Origin of the sequence: Rhodococcus sp. BP-349 (assembly GCF_019835845.1) — a bacterium.
Lineage (GTDB): Bacteria > Actinomycetota > Actinomycetes > Mycobacteriales > Mycobacteriaceae > Rhodococcoides.
In genome coordinates, this window is sequence record NZ_JABUDR010000002.1 from 818,782 (window position 1) to 834,681 (window position 15,900).

19 protein-coding genes are annotated in these 15,900 nt (G+C 67.1%); 13 read left to right on the forward strand and 6 right to left on the reverse strand.

The window, feature by feature from the left end:
• Positions 1–125: 125 nt before the first annotated feature.
• A complete protein-coding gene (locus tag HQ325_RS14225; RefSeq protein ID WP_308014434.1) occupies positions 126–1,166 on the forward strand; it encodes an alpha/beta hydrolase family protein in 1,041 nt (346 codons plus the stop codon).
• Positions 1,167–1,172: 6 nt separating this feature from the next.
• On the opposite strand, the gene HQ325_RS14230 is transcribed toward HQ325_RS14225, so the two are convergent.
• A complete protein-coding gene (locus HQ325_RS14230; RefSeq protein ID WP_222630457.1) occupies positions 1,173–1,652 on the reverse strand; it encodes a hotdog fold domain-containing protein in 480 nt (159 codons plus the stop codon).
• A 589-nt stretch (positions 1,653–2,241) separates the two neighbouring features.
• Between HQ325_RS14230 and rpsJ the strand changes: the two genes are divergently transcribed.
• The 12 genes from rpsJ (at position 2,242) to HQ325_RS14290 (ending at position 8,359) form a co-directional block, all read left to right on the forward strand.
• Positions 2,242–2,547, forward strand: a complete 306-nt coding sequence (gene rpsJ, locus HQ325_RS14235) for a 30S ribosomal protein S10 (protein ID WP_003938093.1) — start codon at positions 2,242–2,244, stop codon at positions 2,545–2,547.
• Positions 2,548–2,561: 14 nt separating this feature from the next.
• Complete coding sequence (rplC, locus tag HQ325_RS14240) at positions 2,562–3,227, forward strand: 50S ribosomal protein L3 (protein ID WP_222630458.1); 666 nt, start codon at positions 2,562–2,564, stop codon at positions 3,225–3,227.
• A complete protein-coding gene (rplD, locus tag HQ325_RS14245) occupies positions 3,224–3,934 on the forward strand; it encodes a 50S ribosomal protein L4 (protein ID WP_222630459.1) in 711 nt (236 codons plus the stop codon). The genes rplC and rplD overlap by 4 nt, the downstream gene beginning before the upstream one ends.
• Positions 3,931–4,236 (forward strand): 50S ribosomal protein L23, encoded by a 306-nt coding sequence (rplW, locus tag HQ325_RS14250; RefSeq protein ID WP_027504648.1) that lies wholly within the window; start codon positions 3,931–3,933, stop codon positions 4,234–4,236. Before rplD ends, rplW begins: the two co-directional genes overlap by 4 nt.
• A 47-nt stretch (positions 4,237–4,283) precedes the next feature.
• Positions 4,284–5,120: a 50S ribosomal protein L2 gene (rplB, locus tag HQ325_RS14255; RefSeq protein WP_027504649.1), complete on the forward strand. Its 837-nt coding sequence runs from the start codon at positions 4,284–4,286 to the stop codon at positions 5,118–5,120.
• 17 nt (positions 5,121–5,137) lie between these two features.
• Entirely contained in the window at positions 5,138–5,419 is a 282-nt protein-coding gene (gene rpsS, locus HQ325_RS14260; RefSeq protein ID WP_027504650.1) for a 30S ribosomal protein S19, read from the forward strand.
• Positions 5,416–5,820, forward strand: coding sequence for a 50S ribosomal protein L22 (rplV, locus tag HQ325_RS14265; protein WP_027504651.1), 405 nt, complete (start codon positions 5,416–5,418; stop codon positions 5,818–5,820). The genes rpsS and rplV overlap by 4 nt, the downstream gene beginning before the upstream one ends.
• Entirely contained in the window at positions 5,820–6,623 is an 804-nt protein-coding gene (gene rpsC, locus HQ325_RS14270; protein WP_027504652.1) for a 30S ribosomal protein S3, read from the forward strand. Before rplV ends, rpsC begins: the two co-directional genes overlap by 1 nt.
• A gap of 3 nt (positions 6,624–6,626) precedes the next feature.
• The gene (gene rplP / locus HQ325_RS14275) at positions 6,627–7,043 is read left to right on the forward strand and encodes a 50S ribosomal protein L16 (protein ID WP_027504653.1); all 417 of its coding nucleotides are present in this window, start codon (positions 6,627–6,629) and stop codon (positions 7,041–7,043) included.
• Positions 7,043–7,288 (forward strand): 50S ribosomal protein L29, encoded by a 246-nt coding sequence (gene rpmC / locus HQ325_RS14280; protein ID WP_027504654.1) that lies wholly within the window; start codon positions 7,043–7,045, stop codon positions 7,286–7,288. The genes rplP and rpmC overlap by 1 nt, the downstream gene beginning before the upstream one ends.
• Complete coding sequence (rpsQ, locus tag HQ325_RS14285) at positions 7,285–7,566, forward strand: 30S ribosomal protein S17 (RefSeq protein WP_042575434.1); 282 nt, start codon at positions 7,285–7,287, stop codon at positions 7,564–7,566. Before rpmC ends, rpsQ begins: the two co-directional genes overlap by 4 nt.
• 100 nt (positions 7,567–7,666) lie before the next feature.
• Positions 7,667–8,359: a hypothetical protein gene (locus HQ325_RS14290; RefSeq protein WP_222630460.1), complete on the forward strand. Its 693-nt coding sequence runs from the start codon at positions 7,667–7,669 to the stop codon at positions 8,357–8,359.
• Positions 8,360–8,365: 6 nt separating this feature from the next.
• On the opposite strand, the gene HQ325_RS14295 is transcribed toward HQ325_RS14290, so the two are convergent.
• The 5 genes from HQ325_RS14295 to HQ325_RS14315 form a co-directional block, all read right to left on the reverse strand.
• A complete protein-coding gene (locus tag HQ325_RS14295) occupies positions 8,366–9,907 on the reverse strand; it encodes a sodium:alanine symporter family protein (protein ID WP_222630461.1) in 1,542 nt (513 codons plus the stop codon).
• A 76-nt stretch (positions 9,908–9,983) separates the two neighbouring features.
• On the reverse strand, positions 9,984–10,988 hold the full coding sequence (locus HQ325_RS14300; RefSeq protein WP_222630463.1) for an aldo/keto reductase family protein: 1,005 nt from the start codon (positions 10,986–10,988) through the stop codon (positions 9,984–9,986).
• 42 nt (positions 10,989–11,030) lie between these two features.
• On the reverse strand, positions 11,031–14,150 hold the full coding sequence (locus tag HQ325_RS14305) for a helicase HerA domain-containing protein (protein ID WP_222630465.1): 3,120 nt from the start codon (positions 14,148–14,150) through the stop codon (positions 11,031–11,033).
• Between the two features lie 14 nt (positions 14,151–14,164).
• Complete coding sequence (locus HQ325_RS14310; protein WP_222630467.1) at positions 14,165–14,851, reverse strand: hypothetical protein; 687 nt, start codon at positions 14,849–14,851, stop codon at positions 14,165–14,167.
• Entirely contained in the window at positions 14,848–15,867 is a 1,020-nt protein-coding gene (locus HQ325_RS14315) for a DUF559 domain-containing protein (RefSeq protein ID WP_308014432.1), read from the reverse strand. The genes HQ325_RS14310 and HQ325_RS14315 overlap by 4 nt, the downstream gene beginning before the upstream one ends.
• Between the last annotated feature and the right edge of the window lie 33 nt (positions 15,868–15,900).

A 15,900-nucleotide genomic window follows, 5' to 3' on the forward strand; every position in this document is an offset into this window, starting at 1 on the left:
TGGTCTCGGCGCGGCTAGGGTCGGCGGTGACCGGCCTCACCGCCGAGCGTTCCGAATCGTCAGCGTCAGCATCCGCCCTGAAGGGGATCAGATCACCCGTGGTGACCCATCCATATTTTCGCTCTGTGGCAGCGCGAACCGCGTTGTCCATCCTCGCCGTCGTGGCGGTCGCGTCGTCCGCAACGGTGGCGAGTCCGACGGCAACGGCTCAGCCACTCTCTCCTGGCGCCCCCGTGCCCGGAGTCGTCGGCGCGGACGGCAGCCGCGTCGAGTCCGTCACCGCGGTAGGTGGTGCCAGGTACGACGTCACGGTCTACTCCGTGTCGATGGATCGAACGGTCGACCTGCAGGTGATCCGGCCCGCGGACACAAGTGTGCCGCGCCCGACCTACTACCTCCTGAACGGCGCGAGCGGCGGTGAGGATCCGTCGAGCAACTGGCCCGACCAGACCGATGTCGTGCAGTTCTTCGCCGACAAGAACGTCAACGTCGTGATTCCGAGAGCGGGGGCGTTCAGCTACTACACCGACTGGCTCGCGGATGATCCGGAACTGGGACGTAACAAGTGGGAGACGTTTCTGACGTCCGAACTTCCGCCTCTCATGGACGCATTGTTGGGCACTACGAGGACGCAGGCGGTGGGCGGGATCTCGATGGCGGCCGGCGCGGTGTTGATGCTGGCGGCGGATCGACCCGGCTTCTACTCGTCGGTCGCCTCGTTCAGTGGATGTGCGGGAACCTCGGACGAGGTTGGCCGCGAATTCGTGAAACTGGTGGTCGAGGCCCGCGGCGGAGGCGACACCGAGAACATGTGGGGACCCGACGGCGGCCCGGAGTGGATTGCGAACGACGCCTTGCTGAACGCGGAGAAGCTGCGGGGAACCCCGCTGTATCTCTCGACCGGCAGTGGTCTGCCCGGCTTCGACGACTCGCTGGCGAGCGCACGCATCGCCGGAGACGTACCGGCGCTGCTCAATCGCGTGATCGTCGGCGGCGGTATCGAATCGATCACCGATCACTGCACTCGGGTCTTCGCCGGACGGTTGGCGGAGCTCGGCATTGCCGCCACAGTCGACTTCCGAAGCGGTGGAACGCATTCGTGGGCCTATTGGGAGGAGGACCTGCACCGGTCGTGGCCCATGGTCGCCAGTTCGCTCGGTCTCTGACTCCGCCTAGACCTTCCTGCTCACCCAGATGGTGATGTCGGCGTGCACGACCTCTGCGCCGGAGGTGTCCCGCAGGCTGACCGGAACGACGAGTTCGCGCCCGGAGATCACCTCGCTCCACTCGGGGACTTCCGCGAGCTGAGCAGTGGCAGTCAACGACGTCCGCCCGGGGGCCAGGTACTGGACGTTCATGCCCTTGGGGATCCACCGGTGGGTGGTGGGGATCGTCGCCTCGGCGAGCATCCCCATCGCCACCTCGGCCAGATTGCAGGCCGCGATGGCGTGGAAGGTGCCCAGGTGGTTGTGCACTCCGAACCACGTGGGCCCGGAGACCACGCACCGCCCGGGGGCGAGCTCCCGTACGCGGGGGAGGACCGTGGCGAAGAAGGGCACGCGGACACACATTCCCGCGGAGAACGCCAGGGAGCGGGTGATCCCGCCGGGGAGTCGCTGCCAGAGCGCGTAGGTGCTGGTGACCGTTGCCATGGCTGCACCTTACTCGGCGGTAAGTTGGTCGGGCGCGGTAAATCCGCGCGCTGACCGGTCGTCCGCGCTGGTTGCATCACGTGCGGATGGGTACATCCTGCACGGATCGCAGCGATCGACCGTGCGCTCCGGCCGCGGTGCCGCCTCGATTTGAACTCCACCCCCCGCGTGGGTCATACTGTTCGGGTTGCCTTGACCGAGGTGGTTGCTGTCGTGCGTCTTGCGGCATGATCTCACGGTCGAGGTATGCGACGAGAACGACATGCAGTGATTGCGCCGGCACGATGGGCGCATCCGGTCCGCGTTCTCCCGCCGGTCGAGTTCTGGCCGAGGGGAGAATCATGTGCGGGAATGCGACACGCCCGACCGCGTGGACCGGAGAACCATGACAGATGAACAGCGGCAACGGATTCCTCCTGGCCACGCGTGTGCGTGGATGCGAGAGTCCGCCACGTTCGTCCTCATGGATGCGCCTCGCGCTCGGCTTCATGCCGGCGTCGGGTCAGCACACTGCCGGGTTCTCCGGATCGACATCCGGAGACGAGAGACCTGACCAACGGTTAACCAGGGCAAGGAAGAGGACATAAGCGTGGCGGGACAAAAGATCCGCATCAGGCTCAAGGCCTACGACCACGAGGCGATCGACGCGTCCGCGCGCAAGATCGTCGAGACCGTGACCCGCACCGGGGCACGCGTGGTCGGACCTGTGCCGTTGCCCACCGAGAAGAACGTGTACTGCGTCATCCGTTCGCCGCACAAGTACAAGGACTCTCGCGAGCACTTCGAGATGCGCACGCACAAGCGACTCATCGACATTCTCGACCCGACGCCGAAGACGGTCGACGCGCTCATGCGCATCGACCTGCCGGCAAGCGTCGACGTCAACATTCAGTGAGCGCGGAGACAACCATGACTGACAACATCAAGCGTCCGGCCAAGGGCATTCTGGGCACCAAGCTCGGCATGACCCAGGTCTTCGACGAGAACAACCGCGTCGTTCCGGTCACCGTCATCAAGGCCGACCCGAACGTCGTGACCGCGATCCGTACCGAGGAGCGCGACGGCTACAGCGCCGTCCAGGTCGCCTTCGGTGCCATCGATCCCCGCAAGGTGAACAAGCCGGTCACCGGCCAGTTCACCAAGGCAGGCGTCACGCCTCGCCGCCATCTCGCGGAGCTGCGCGTCGCCGACGCCGCGGGCTACGAGATCGGCCAGGAGCTCACCGCTGCCGAGTTCGAGGACGGCGCCTACGTCGACGTCACCGGAGTCAGCAAGGGCAAGGGCTTCGCGGGAACGATGAAGCGCCACGGCTTCAAGGGCCAGGGCGCGAGCCACGGTGCGCAGGCTGTCCACCGCCGCCCCGGTTCCATCGGTGGCTGCGCGACCCCCGGCCGTGTCTTCAAGGGCATGCGCATGTCGGGCCGCATGGGTAGCGACCGCATCACCACGCAGAACCTCTCGGTGCACAAGGTCGATGCCGAGAACGGTCTGCTGCTGATCAAGGGTGCGATCCCGGGCCGCAAGGGCGGCGTCGTGATCGTCAAGAGCGCAGTGAAGGGTGGTGCGCGAGCATGACCAGTCTCGAGAAGAAGACCGAAGCCAACCTGACGCTCGACGTCAAGGAGCTCGGTGGCAAGACCAACGGCACCGTCGATCTCCCCGCCGAGATCTTCGATCGCACCGCGAACATCGCGCTGATGCACCAGGTCGTCGTCGCGCAACTCGCTGCGGCACGTCAGGGAACGCACTCGACGAAGACGCGTGGCGAGGTCCGCGGTGGCGGCAAGAAGCCGTACCGCCAGAAGGGCACCGGCCGCGCACGTCAGGGCTCGACCCGCGCACCGCAGTTCGTCGGCGGTGGCACCGTCCACGGCCCGCAGCCGCGCGACTACAGCCAGCGCACCCCCAAGAAGATGATCGCCGCAGCTCTCCGCGGGGCTCTCTCCGACCGGGCGCGCAGTGAGCGCATCCACGTGATCACCGAGCTCGTCGCGGGACAGGTGCCCTCCACCAAGGGTGCTCGCACGTTCCTCGCGGAGCTCACCGATCGCAAGAAGGTCCTGCTGGTCATCGGCCGCGCAGACCTGGCCGCATGGAAGTCCGTCCAGAACCTCGACGGCGTTCACCCCATCGCGCCCGATCAGCTCAACACCTACGACGTCCTCGAGGCAGACGACGTGATCTTCAGTGTCGAGGCACTGAACACGTTCATCGCAGGACCGGCCAAGGCAGCAACGGATTCTCCCCTCGCGGGAGCGGATTCAACGGAGGAGGACAAGTGAGCACCATTGCCGATCCCCGCGACATCCTGCTGGCCCCGGTCATCTCGGAGAAGTCGTACGGGCTCATCGAGCAGGGGACCTACACGTTCATCGTGCACCCCGACTCGAACAAGACGCAGATCAAGATCGCTGTCGAGAAGGTCTTCGGCGTGACTGTGACCAGCGTGAACACCGCCAACCGGCAGGGCAAGCGCAAGCGGACCCGTTTCGGCTACGGCACGCGTAAGAGCACCAAGCGCGCGCTCGTGACCCTCTCGGCCGACAGCAAGCCCATCGAGATCTTCGGAGGCCCGGTCGCGTAAGCGGCCGGAGCTCAGAGGGTCCTCGAGGATCAAGGGACGAGACAAACATGGCAATTCGTAAGTACAAGCCGACCACTCCCGGTCGTCGTGGCGCGAGTGTCTCCGATTTCGCGGAGATCACGCGCTCGACACCGGAGAAGTCGCTCATCCGCCCGCTGCACGGCCGCGGTGGCCGCAACGCACACGGCCGCATCACCACCCGTCACAAGGGTGGCGGTCACAAGCGCGCCTACCGGCTCATCGACTTCCGCCGCAACGACAAGGACGGCGTGCCGGCCAAGGTCGCTCACATCGAGTACGACCCCAACCGCACCGCCAACATCGCGCTGCTGCACTTCGCAGACGGTGAGAAGCGCTACATCATCGCGCCGAAGGGCATCTCGCAGGGTTCGCCCATCGAGTCGGGTGCCACGGCCGACATCAAGCCCGGCAACAACCTGCCGCTCCGCAACATCCCGACGGGTACCACCATTCACGCGGTGGAGCTTCGTCCGGGTGGCGGCGCCAAGATGGTCCGCTCCGCCGGTGCCGGTGCTCAGCTCCTCGGTAAGGAAGGCGCCTACGCCACGCTGCGTATGCCGTCCGGTGAGATCCGTCGAGTCGACGTGCGCTGCCGCGCCACCGTCGGCGAGGTGGGCAACGCCGAGCAGTCCAACATCAACTGGGGCAAGGCCGGCCGTATGCGCTGGAAGGGCAAGCGCCCGACCGTCCGTGGTGTCGTCATGAACCCGGTCGACCACCCGCACGGTGGTGGCGAGGGCAAGACCTCCGGTGGTCGCCACCCGGTCAGCCCGTGGGGACAGCCGGAAGGCCGTACCCGCAAGAACAAGCCGAGCGATCAGCTCATCGTCCGCCGCCGCCGCACCGGCAAGAACAAGCGATAATCAGGAGGGAGTAGCAGATGCCACGCAGTCTGAAGAAAGGCCCGTTCGTCGACGACCACCTCCTGAAAAAGGTGGACGTTCAGAACGACAAGGGCACGAAGCAGGTCATCAAGACCTGGTCACGCCGCTCGACCATCACCCCCGACTTCATCGGTCACACCTTCGCCGTCCACGACGGTCGCAAGCATGTCCCGGTGTTCGTCTCGGATGCCATGGTCGGACACAAGCTCGGTGAATTCGCGCCGACGAGGACCTTCAAGGGTCACATCAAGGACGACCGGAAGGCGAAGCGGCGATGACCAACTTCACCCCCACCGACAACCCGATCGCCCGGGCCACGGCCAAGCACGTTCGCGTGACGCCGATGAAGGCCCGTCGCGTCGTGGACCTGGTCCGCGGAAAGAGCGTCGAGGATGCCCTGAACATCCTCAAGTTCGCACCGCAGGCCGCCAGCGAGCCCGTCGCCAAGGTCGTTGCCTCGGCAGCGGCCAACGCGGAGAACAACCTGGATCTCGATCCGAGCACGTTGATCGTCTCGGCTGCATTCGTCGACGAGGGCGCGACCCTCAAGCGTTTCCAGCCTCGTGCCCAGGGTCGTGCGTTCCGCATTCGTAAGCGCACATCTCACATCACGGTCATCGTGGAGAGCCTGCCCAAGACCGGCGGCTCGACACGTGGTCGCCGGAAGGGAGCTCAGTAGTGGGCCAGAAGATCAACCCGCACGGCTTCCGCCTCGGCATCACGACCGACTGGAAGTCCCGCTGGTACGCAGACAAGCAGTACGCGGAGTACGTCAAGGAAGACGTGCAGATCCGCAAGCTCCTCGCCACGGGCATGGAGCGCGCCGGCATCGCCAAGGTGGAGATCGAGCGCACCCGTGATCGGGTTCGCGTCGACATCCACACCGCACGTCCGGGCATCGTCATCGGTCGCCGCGGCGCCGAGGCGGATCGCATCCGTTCCGAGCTCGAGAAGCTGACCGGCAAGCAGGTCCAGCTGAACATCCTCGAGGTCAAGAACGCCGAGTCCGAGGCACAGCTCGTCGCACAGGGTGTGGCCGAGCAGCTCTCGAACCGTGTCGCTTTCCGTCGTGCGATGCGCAAGGCCATTCAGTCGGCCATGCGTCAGCCGAACGTCAAGGGCATCCGCGTTCAGTGCTCCGGTCGCCTCGGCGGCGCGGAGATGAGCCGTTCCGAGTTCTACCGCGAAGGTCGCGTTCCGCTGCACACGCTGCGTGCGGACATCGACTACGGCCTCTACGAGGCGAAGACCACCTTCGGTCGCATCGGCGTGAAGGTCTGGATCTACAAGGGCGACATCGTCGGTGGCAAGCGTGAAGCTGTCGCCGCCGCTGCTCCGGCAGGCGATCGTCCCCGTCGTGAGCGTCCGTCTCGTCCGCGTCGCAGCGGTGCCTCGGGCACCACGGCGACCAGCACCGAGGCCGGCCGCGCAGCGACCGCAACCGCTGATGCACCCGCTACGACCGAGCAGAAGGAGGGCTGACGCATGTTGATCCCCCGTCGGGTCAAGCACCGCAAGCAGCACCACCCCAAGCGTTCGGGTGCCGCCAAGGGCGGAACTCAGGTGACCTTCGGTGAGTACGGCATCCAGGCTCTCGAGCCCGCCTACATCACTAACCGTCAGATCGAGGCAGCCCGTATCGCCGTCACCCGCCACATCAAGCGTGGTGGCAAGGTCTGGATCAACATCTACCCGGACCGTCCGCTCACGAAGAAGCCTGCCGAGACCCGCATGGGTTCCGGTAAGGGTTCGCCGGAGTGGTGGGTCGCCAACGTCAAGCCCGGCCGCGTGCTCTTCGAGCTCAGCTACCCGGACGAGCAGATCGCTCGTGAAGCACTGACGCGCGCGATTCACAAGCTGCCGATCAAGGCACGCATCATCACGAGGGAGGTTCAGTTCTGATGGCTACCGGTACCCCGGCTGCCGAGCTCCGCGAGCTCGGCGACGAAGAACTGATCACCCGCCTTCGTGAGTCGAAGGAGGAGCTGTTCAACCTCCGCTTCCAGATGGCCACCGGCCAGCTGGACAACAACCGTCGGCTGCGCGTCGTCCGCCACGAGATCGCGCGCATCTACACCGTGATGCGCGAGCGTGAGCTCGGGCTCGCCGCAGGTCCTTCCGAGGACACGGCAGGTGACGCAGCATGAGCGAGGAAACAGTGACCACTGAAGAAGCACGCAACAGCCGGAAGACACGTATCGGTTACGTCGTCTCCGACAAGATGCAGAAGACGATCGTCGTCGAGCTCGAGGACCGTGTGAAGCACGCCCTCTACGGCAAGATCATCCGACGCACCACCAAGGTCAAGGCCCATGACGAGAACGGAGTCGCCGGCGTCGGCGACCGCGTTCAGCTCATGGAGACCCGCCCCCTGTCCGCCACGAAGCACTGGCGACTGGTCGAGGTCCTCGAGAAGGCCAAGTAAGACCTGCAGCACCCACGGACGACCCCGCACTCCTCGTGAGCGCGGGGTCGTTCTGCGTTCCACGATCCTCGCTACGATGGCCGGACGAGAAGGGAAGCGCATGGATGCTGTGTTGCAGTTCGCCGGACAGTACTGGTGGCTGTGGTTCGTCTTCGGCGGGTCCATCGCGGGTGCGGCCAAGGCGGTCAGCGCCGCGAACGAGCGACGTGCGGATCGTCGACTCGAGCGGTACCGCATCAAGCAGGAGGCCAAGGTCGCGGCGCTCGAACTCACCAAGGCCTCGACGCAGGATGCGGACGCGCAACGTCGGTCCGTCGAGAAGGCGCTCGCCGAGCACGACGACGTGAACGCGCGGTGGTTCGCCTACGAGACCGACGTCATCAATCTGCTCGAGTTCCCGATGATGACGAACATGCGCGACCCGATGACGGTGGCGTTCCATCGCGCCAAGCTCGAAGCCGACTCGCTCCGGCCGTCGGCGGCGGACGAGCTGGTCGACGATGTCGAGGCGCAGCGGCTCTACCGCTCGGCTGTGCACGACTACGCCGTGGCGTTCACCGCCGCCGAGTCCGAGGCCCAGCGTCGTCGCCGCGGAAACTTCAGTGAGGCGGAGCAGAACCGACTCACCCGCGCGCAGTCACTGCTGCGCATGGCCTTGGACGGCGCCTCGACCCCCGCCGAGCGGCAGGCGGCGTACCGCAAGGCGCGGACCGAGCTCGAGGGCCTGGTGACACTGCCGACCACCGCGTACGCACAGATCGAACAGCGGATCGCGGGGGCGTTGGAGGCGTAGGCGCGGTCAGCCCCTGGAGTCCACCTCGACCTCCACGGTCTCACCCCGGCGATGCGCCATGTAGTCGCGCAACTCCCGCTTCACGACGGGGAGCAGCAGGTACAGGCCGATGATGTTGACGAAGGCCAGCGCGAACAGCGCCGCGTCCGCGAAGTCGAGCACGGATCCGAGCGACAGGACCGTGCCGACGACGGTGAACAGACAGAAGATGACGTTGAAGCTGTGCTTGGCGAGGGCGCTCCGTCCGAAGAGCGACGTCCACGCCTGCGACCCGTAGTAGGCCCACGTGATCGCGGTGGACAGCGCGAAGAGGGCGACCGCCACCGTCAGGATGTACGGGAACCAGGGGAGGACCGTCTCGAACGCGTCCGAGGTGAGAGTGACTCCGCCGGCGGGGAGCGCGCCGGTCTCTGCGACGATGGCGCGCTGGTCCTGCCAAGACTGCGTGTTCGCGATGACGATGGTGAGGGCGGTGGCCGTGCAGATGACGACCGTGTCGATGAACGGTTCGAGCATCGCCACGAACCCCTCGGTGACAGGATGGCGCGTCTTCACCGCGGAGTGGGCGATGGAGGCAGACCCGAGGCCGGCCTCGTTCGAGAACGCCGCTCGCTGGATGCCGATGATCATGACGCCGAGCACGCCGCCCGCCACGCCAGTGGGGGAGAAGGCGCCCGTCACGATCGCGCTCATGGCACCGGGGACCTGCTCGATGTTGACGGCGATCACCACGGCGCATCCCAGCACGTAGACGATGGCCATGGCAGGAACGAGCTTGGCCGTCACGGCGGAGATCGACTTCATCCCGCCGATGATGACCAGACCGATCACCACGGCGACGACGAGCCCGAATCCGAACTTCGCGCCGTCCGAGCCGAGGAAGCCCTCGTCGCCACCGGTGACACTGCGCACCTGAGCGTAGGTCTGGTTCGCCTGGAACATGTTTCCGCCGGAGATGCCGAAGAAGATGATGATCACCGCGTAGACGGTGGCCATGATCTTCCCGACCCGGCTCATCCCGCGCTCTGCGAGCCCCTTGGTCAAGTACTTCATGGGACCACCGGAGACGGTGCCGTCCTCGTGGACGTCGCGGTACTTCACACCCAGCGTGCACTCGACGAACTTGGTGGCCATACCGAGGAAGCCGGCGAGAATCATCCACAGCGTGGCTCCGGGGCCACCCAGGGTGACTGCGACCGCCACTCCGGCGATGTTGCCGAGCCCGACGGTGCCGGACACGGCGGCGGTCAGGGCGCGGAAGTGGCTCACCTCGCCGGGTGCGGTGGGGTCGTCGTGTTTCCCGCGGACCAGTTCCACCGCGTGTTTGGCCCCGCGTACCTGCAGGAACTTGAAGGTGACAGTGAAGATGATCGCGGCGGCCAAGAGCCAGAGCACGACCAGAGGCACCGACGCGCCGCCGATGTCGACGGAGAAGAAGACGACGGTGGTGACCGCCTCGGTGACGGGTTCGAAGGTGGAATTGATGGCATTCTCGATGGTGGTGAGGGTGCCACCGTCGGCCGCAAGGATCCGGGGTACGGAAGTCATGTCTCATTCGACCCCGGCATCCCGGATCCTGCACGCCTTCAGACGTATCTGACCGATCCTTTACCTGATCTTGACCTCAGACCAGACGCTTCTCGGGACTCACCGTCTTCGACGGATCCTTCTCGACGATGTCGCCCAGCGCCTCGTCGATCATCGCGAGCACGTCGGCGTCGAGGGTGACGTCCTGCGCCTTGACGTTGTCGGCGATCTGCTCGGGACGAGACGCGCCGACGAGAGCGGCCGCGATGTTGTCGTTGGCCAGCACCCAGGCGATGGCGAGCTGCGACATCGTGATGCCCAGGTCGTCGGCGATCGGCTTCAGCTTCTGCACGCGCGTCAGCGTCTCGTCGTTCATGTAGCGCGAGATCATGTCCGCGCCGCCCTTGTCGTCGGTCGCGCGCGAGCCCTCGGGAAGCGGCTGTCCGGGAACGTACTTGCCCGTGAGGACGCCCTGAGCCAGCGGTGACCAGACGACCTGCGAGATACCGAGTTCCTTGGACGCCGGGACCACGTCGGACTCGATGACGCGCCAGAGTGCGGAGTACTGAGGCTGATTGGAGACGATGGAGAAACCGCGCTGCCGGGCCAGTGTCTGCGCTTCGCGGAGCTGGTCCGCGGTCCACTCGGACACGCCGATGTACAACGCCTTGCCCTGCTGGACGACGTCACCGAAGGCGGCGATGGTCTCCTCGAGCGGCGTCTCGTGGTCGTATCGGTGCGCCTGGTAGAGGTCGACGTAGTCGGTGCCGAGGCGGCGCAGCGAGTTCTCGATGCCCTCGAAGATGTGTTTGCGCGAGAGCCCCGTGTCGTTCGGGCCCTTCTCGCCGACCGGGAAATACACCTTGGTGAAGATCTCGAGACCTTCACGACGCTCGCCCGCCACCGCCTTGCCCAGCACGGTCTCGGCCGCGCCGTTGGCGTAGACGTCCGCGGTGTCGAACGTCGTGATGCCGGCATCGAGGGCCGCCTTCACGCACGCGGTCGCGACGTCGTTCTCCACCTGCGACCCGTGGGTGAGCCAGTTGCCGTAGGTGATCTCGGAAACCTTGAGTCCGCTGTTGCCCAGAAATCTGTAAGCCATGCGAACAACGCTACTCGCGCGCCGGCGCCAGGACTTCTTCCTTCACTCGCGCGCCAGCGCGAGGACCTCCTCCTCGGTGGGAGGACTCTTGGGGTGGAAGGTGAGGCACAGGGGAGTGGCCGTACGCCGGAACTCCGAACCCTCGACCGCCGCGTAGAACTGACCTGCGGGGAGACGTCCGACGTCGGGCACGGAGCCGCCCTTGGCGCGTGCCATCTCCTGCGCCGCCTGGATCTGGGCGGGACTGTTCAGCAGGCCGTAGAACTGGGTGGCCGCGTTTCCGGCGATGCGGTTGTGCAGCCCCTTGGGGGCCTGCGTCGCGAAGACGAGCCCCAGGCCGTACTTCCGGGCCTGCGACGCGAGTGCGAGCGTGCTGTGCGTGGCCGGTGTCGCCTTGTCCGAGGGCGCGTAGTTCTGCGCCTCGTCCATGACGAAGAGTCCGCCGAGCGGTCGATCACCCGCCGGGTTCTTCTTGATCCAGGCGAACAGACCCATCTGCAGCTGATTGACGAAGCTCTGCTTCTGCTCCTCGGTGGTGAGCCCCGAGAGGTTGATGACGGACACGCGCGCCTTCTTCCCCTCGGCCGGGGTGAGCAGCACGCCCGGATCGACGGGAGTGCCGGACCCGGCGAACATCGGGTCGTTCGTCATCGCGGCCTTGAGGTTCTCAGCGAGATCGGCCGCGATACGCACGGCGTCGCGCAGATCACTGGCGTCTGCGGGGAGATTCTCCAGCAGGTCGATGAAGTCCGACATGTCGCCGGCCGAGCGCCGGCCGAACCCGTCGAGTGCCGCGCGCAGCACCGCCTGGCGGTGCTGCGCCTTCTCCGTGGTGCCCGTCGCCAGTGCGGCGGGAGCAAGCGCCGCGAGGCCCGACTCGACGGACGCGTCGAACTCGTCCTTGTCGTTGACGACGCTGGCGAAGTCGGGGAGCGGCTGGAAACTGAGCGGCCGCCCCGACGACTTGCGCGGAGTCCAGATGACGACGTCCGTGTCCCGCAGGTACGCAGCAGCTTTCGCCTCGTCGCCCGGCGGCCACGTGCGCTCGTCCTCCGGCCACGGGGTTCCGAGGCGGGCGAGATCGTTGTTGATGTCGAGCACGATCGACGAGACACCGTGCAGGGCACACTCCTCGACCAGCCGGCGGATGAGCACGGTCTTACCGCTGCCCGAGCCGGCGAAGATCGCCGTGTGCTTGCGCAGCGCCTCGAGCGGAATGCGGACCTCGGCGTTGGTGCTGAGCTCCGTCCCCATCTCGATCTGCTCCCGGCGCGGAGTTGCTGCGGGAGCCTGCGACACCTCCGGTTCGATGAGTGCCTGATCGTCGTCGACGACGCTCGCGTCGGGAAGCACCTCGCGGAACAACGCGATCTCGTGCGCCGGCTTGCGAGCGAGCAGCCACGACGTGAGGGCCGGCGAGTTCTCCGACCGGAGAGCGCCCAGGGCGTGCAGCGAGCGGCGATCGTCCTCGCTCAGCGGCACCTCGACACCACCGGCGCGGTGCAGCGCCGCCACGGTCTGTTCCGTCTTCGCACCCTTGGGCCAGGGTGCGTTGCGGATGAGGATCAATCGACGGCGCGGCATGTCGATGTGCAGACCCGCCGCGGTGACGGCCCGCTCGATACGGGCAAGTGCCGCACGGGCATTGGTGGAGGAGACGGCGCGGAAGCACCAGTGTTCCTCGTCGTCGGTGTCGCTGTCGACGGTGTGGCGGAGCCGTGCGTGCAGTGCCGGGCGGCCGCTCGGCGGAGGATCCTGCGCGAGGCTGTCGTCGGACGACTGGTGCTCGTGGATCCAGGCGTCGAGACCGGCGGAGAGCAGCGCCGGGACGAGGCTGTCCTCGGTGCCGGGTTCGAGCGGTGTCGACACGTCCGCGGCGCCGCGCAACTGCGCGTACCGCTCGTCGAGCGCCTCGAGTTCGGATCGCTTGGCCGTGGGCAGCGACGGTGTGTCGGATCCCCCTCCGCTGGAGGCGAAGTCGGTCAGTTCCGTCGCGACCCCGGTCTCGAGGCAGTGGCGGATGTGCTTGTCGACGGCAATGAGAAGCTGGCGGGGAGTGAAGTCCGGTGCCTTGTCGAACGCGTCGACGGCCACCGGCCAGGTCGGGTGCGGGGTGGCGAAGCCGACCTCGCGGAAGCACGCCTCGAGGCGACGCTCCAGGAGCAGGCGTCCGACGTCCGACGACGGAATCGGCTTGAGCCGTTGAGTCACCCGGAACCGGTCACGCATCGGTGCGACCCCGCGAGCGGCGATCAGGTCCCACGCGCTCGACAGCGCCGACAACACGGAGGCGGTGCGCGGCAACGTCTCACGGAGAGTCATCAGACCGTGGGCGAGCTGCTCGACCACCTTGTCCTCCTGCTCGTCCGCGTAGTCCTTGTCGGCTCCGGTGCGCGCCTGCGCGACGAGGGTGTCGATCTGGTCGATGGCGAGGATGGTGGGACCTGTGATCGCGAGCAGTCGGGAGATGTTCTCCGCGATGCCCTGGTGACCGAGCTCCGCGCGGCGGATGCCCCACGACTCGAACTCGTCGGCGTCCACGTCGTCGATCGACTGCAGGTAGGCGTCGCCGATGTCCTGCACGGCCGCGTCGGGTGCGATCGAGAGGACCAGGGCGCGCAGGGTGTGCTGGGAGGTCCGACGATGGCGGGGATGGGCCTTGTAGACGCCGGTCACGAACTCGTTCAGCGTGTCGGCGTCGATCATGTTCTCGCCCATGACCTGTCGCCGCTGGTCCTCGCTCACGCCGGCGATGTCGCAGAGCCGCCGCAGGACCAACCGGAGCTGACTGTCGTCACCGCGACCCGACGGGCGGTTGAGGTCGTCGAGCATGCCCATCAGCGTCGAGCGCCAGAAACCCGCGGCGTCGAGGAGCCGGATGAGGAAGAAGTAGCCGCCGCGCGACTGCACCTCCTCGCGGACCTGCCCGAGAAGGTGCGTCTTGCCGGAACCCGCGGGGCCCTGCACGACGACGCCGAGCGGACTGGCGTCGTCCGAGTTCTCGGCGTCGGTGTACGCACTCATGACCTCGGTGAACACCCGCTCGTGCATTCCGGGCACGTGGACGTCCGACTGGGACCGCCACACGTCGTCGGGTGTGGGGGCCCAGCTCAGCCGCACCGACTCGAGAGCGCGAATCTGTTCGGACTTCGTGGTCGTCATCGTGGAGCCGCCCATCACTGTTCGATCGCCAAGAGGTGGTTCTGCTGGTTGCCGACGTCGACGGCCGCGGCGCGGTCCTCGTCGGTCAGGGTCTTCTGGTTCTCCTCGGGGATGAGGGAGACGTCGGGGGCGCGTCGCAGCCGGGCCAGCGCCTCGTCGAGATCCGTGCGCGAGATGTCGGAGAGGGCGGGCCGCAGCCGCGACAGCCGCACCCAGGCCCCGGGCTCACGCGCGAGGTCCGCGTACGTCGATCGGATCCGCTGTTCGACGTCCGCCGCGGACAGTTCACTGCGGACCGCGGGGGCGACGATGGCATTGGGTGGGGTCGGCGGCGCCGTGATCGATGTCGGAGTGTCGCGCGGGAAGAAGACCTCGGCGGGGCGCACGTCGTCGCGATGGAACCATCGACCGAGGCCTGCCATGACGGTGAACAGCGCCTTGCCGGGGCCGGCCGCACCCTTCGGCGCCTGCGTGCCCATCAGGTCGGAGCAGTGCTTCCAGCCCTTGTCGGTGAGCTCGACGGTCATCGTCCGACCCTGCTTGCCCACCTCGATCAGGCCGAGCGACGCGAGGTGGTCCCGGTGGGGCTTCTTCAACTCGGGCCCGAGCGTCGACAGTTCGGGATTGCGCACCGCGCGCGCCTCGGCCATCAGCACCATCAGCACGGACACCTCGGTACCGGTCAACTCGTTCGCGCTCACGTGGGAGTCCCCTTCGATCGTCGTCGGTGCAGTGCCTGTTCGATCATCGTCGTCACGCTCTCGTGGTCCGCCAGCACGTCCTCGTTGGTGAACCGCAGCACGATCCAGCCGTGCGTCTGCAGCAGGTTGTCGCGGGATCGGTCGTCGGCGAACTGCGCACGCGCACGGTGCTCGTGGCCGTCGATCTCGATGGCGACCTTCTCATCGACCCACGACACGTCCAGCGTGAACGGTCTGCTCAACGTCGTCGGTCGGACGGAGCGGTTGTGGCGTCGACCGGCCGCCCACTCGCGAGTGGAGAGGACACGGTCCAGCAGGATCTCCGCCGCGCTGGCCGCGTGCGGACGCCCCTCGACGGGCGGGTAGCTCAGCGGCCGGAAGCGGTCGACGATGGTGTCGACGTCGTCCGGGGTCGACGGGGTGTGCACGGTCAGAACGGGGAATCGGTCCACGGCGGGGGCGCCGGCCCCGGTCAGCCAGACGCCCGTCCCGGTGCTGCACAACCATTCCGCGGCGGTCGCCACCGCTGCCGGGTCGCCGTCGGCGGGGACGTCCACGACGAGGACGGCGCGCTCTCGTCCGTGGACGTCGGCGATCACACGGGCGGCACCGGCGGCGCGGGTCTCGCGAGCGAAGGCGTCGACTCGCAGGGGATTCCCCGACGTCGCCGCGGCTGCGAGATGGGCCAGGTACGGGCCGAAGTGTTCGCTCGACGACGCGTGCTCGAAAGCTCGTGCCCGAGCGGCGTCGCGGGCCAGGGACGAGCGGTCCCCATCGCCGGGAAGCAGGAAGGGCAACAGTTCGAGGGCGGCCTGCTCGACCGCGGTGACGACGGCGTCCACCATCTCCGACGCGGAGCCGTTCGACAGGGTGAAGAAGAGCGCGGCCGGAGCATCGGACGGCAGCGGGTCCACCGACTCGGCGAGATCGCGCATCGCGGCGCCGGACAGTCGCACGACCCGGTCCAGCGGGGCGTCGTGCCACCAGGGCGTCGCGGTGTCGACGCGTGTCGTCACGTCATCACCCCCGCCCTGGTGTCGAGGCCGACC

Excerpts from the sequence above, each read along its gene's own strand:
- HQ325_RS14290 (WP_222630460.1), top strand. The coding sequence starts at position 7,667 with ATGGATGCTGTGTTGCAGTTCGCCGGACAGTACTGGTGGCTGTGGTTC.
- rpsQ (WP_042575434.1), top strand. The coding sequence starts at position 7,285 with ATGAGCGAGGAAACAGTGACCACTGAAGAAGCACGCAACAGCCGGAAG.
- rpmC (WP_027504654.1), top strand. The coding sequence starts at position 7,043 with ATGGCTACCGGTACCCCGGCTGCCGAGCTCCGCGAGCTCGGCGACGAA.
- rplD (WP_222630459.1), top strand. The coding sequence starts at position 3,224 with ATGACCAGTCTCGAGAAGAAGACCGAAGCCAACCTGACGCTCGACGTC.
- HQ325_RS14305 (WP_222630465.1), bottom strand. The coding sequence starts at position 14,150 with ATGACGACCACGAAGTCCGAACAGATTCGCGCTCTCGAGTCGGTGCGG.
- rplC (WP_222630458.1), top strand. The coding sequence starts at position 2,562 with ATGACTGACAACATCAAGCGTCCGGCCAAGGGCATTCTGGGCACCAAG.
- HQ325_RS14230 (WP_222630457.1), bottom strand. The coding sequence starts at position 1,652 with ATGGCAACGGTCACCAGCACCTACGCGCTCTGGCAGCGACTCCCCGGC.
- rplV (WP_027504651.1), top strand. The coding sequence starts at position 5,416 with ATGACCAACTTCACCCCCACCGACAACCCGATCGCCCGGGCCACGGCC.
- rplB (WP_027504649.1), top strand. The coding sequence starts at position 4,284 with ATGGCAATTCGTAAGTACAAGCCGACCACTCCCGGTCGTCGTGGCGCG.
- HQ325_RS14295 (WP_222630461.1), bottom strand. The coding sequence starts at position 9,907 with ATGACTTCCGTACCCCGGATCCTTGCGGCCGACGGTGGCACCCTCACC.
- rpsS (WP_027504650.1), top strand. The coding sequence starts at position 5,138 with ATGCCACGCAGTCTGAAGAAAGGCCCGTTCGTCGACGACCACCTCCTG.
- HQ325_RS14300 (WP_222630463.1), bottom strand. The coding sequence starts at position 10,988 with ATGGCTTACAGATTTCTGGGCAACAGCGGACTCAAGGTTTCCGAGATC.
- rplP (WP_027504653.1), top strand. The coding sequence starts at position 6,627 with ATGTTGATCCCCCGTCGGGTCAAGCACCGCAAGCAGCACCACCCCAAG.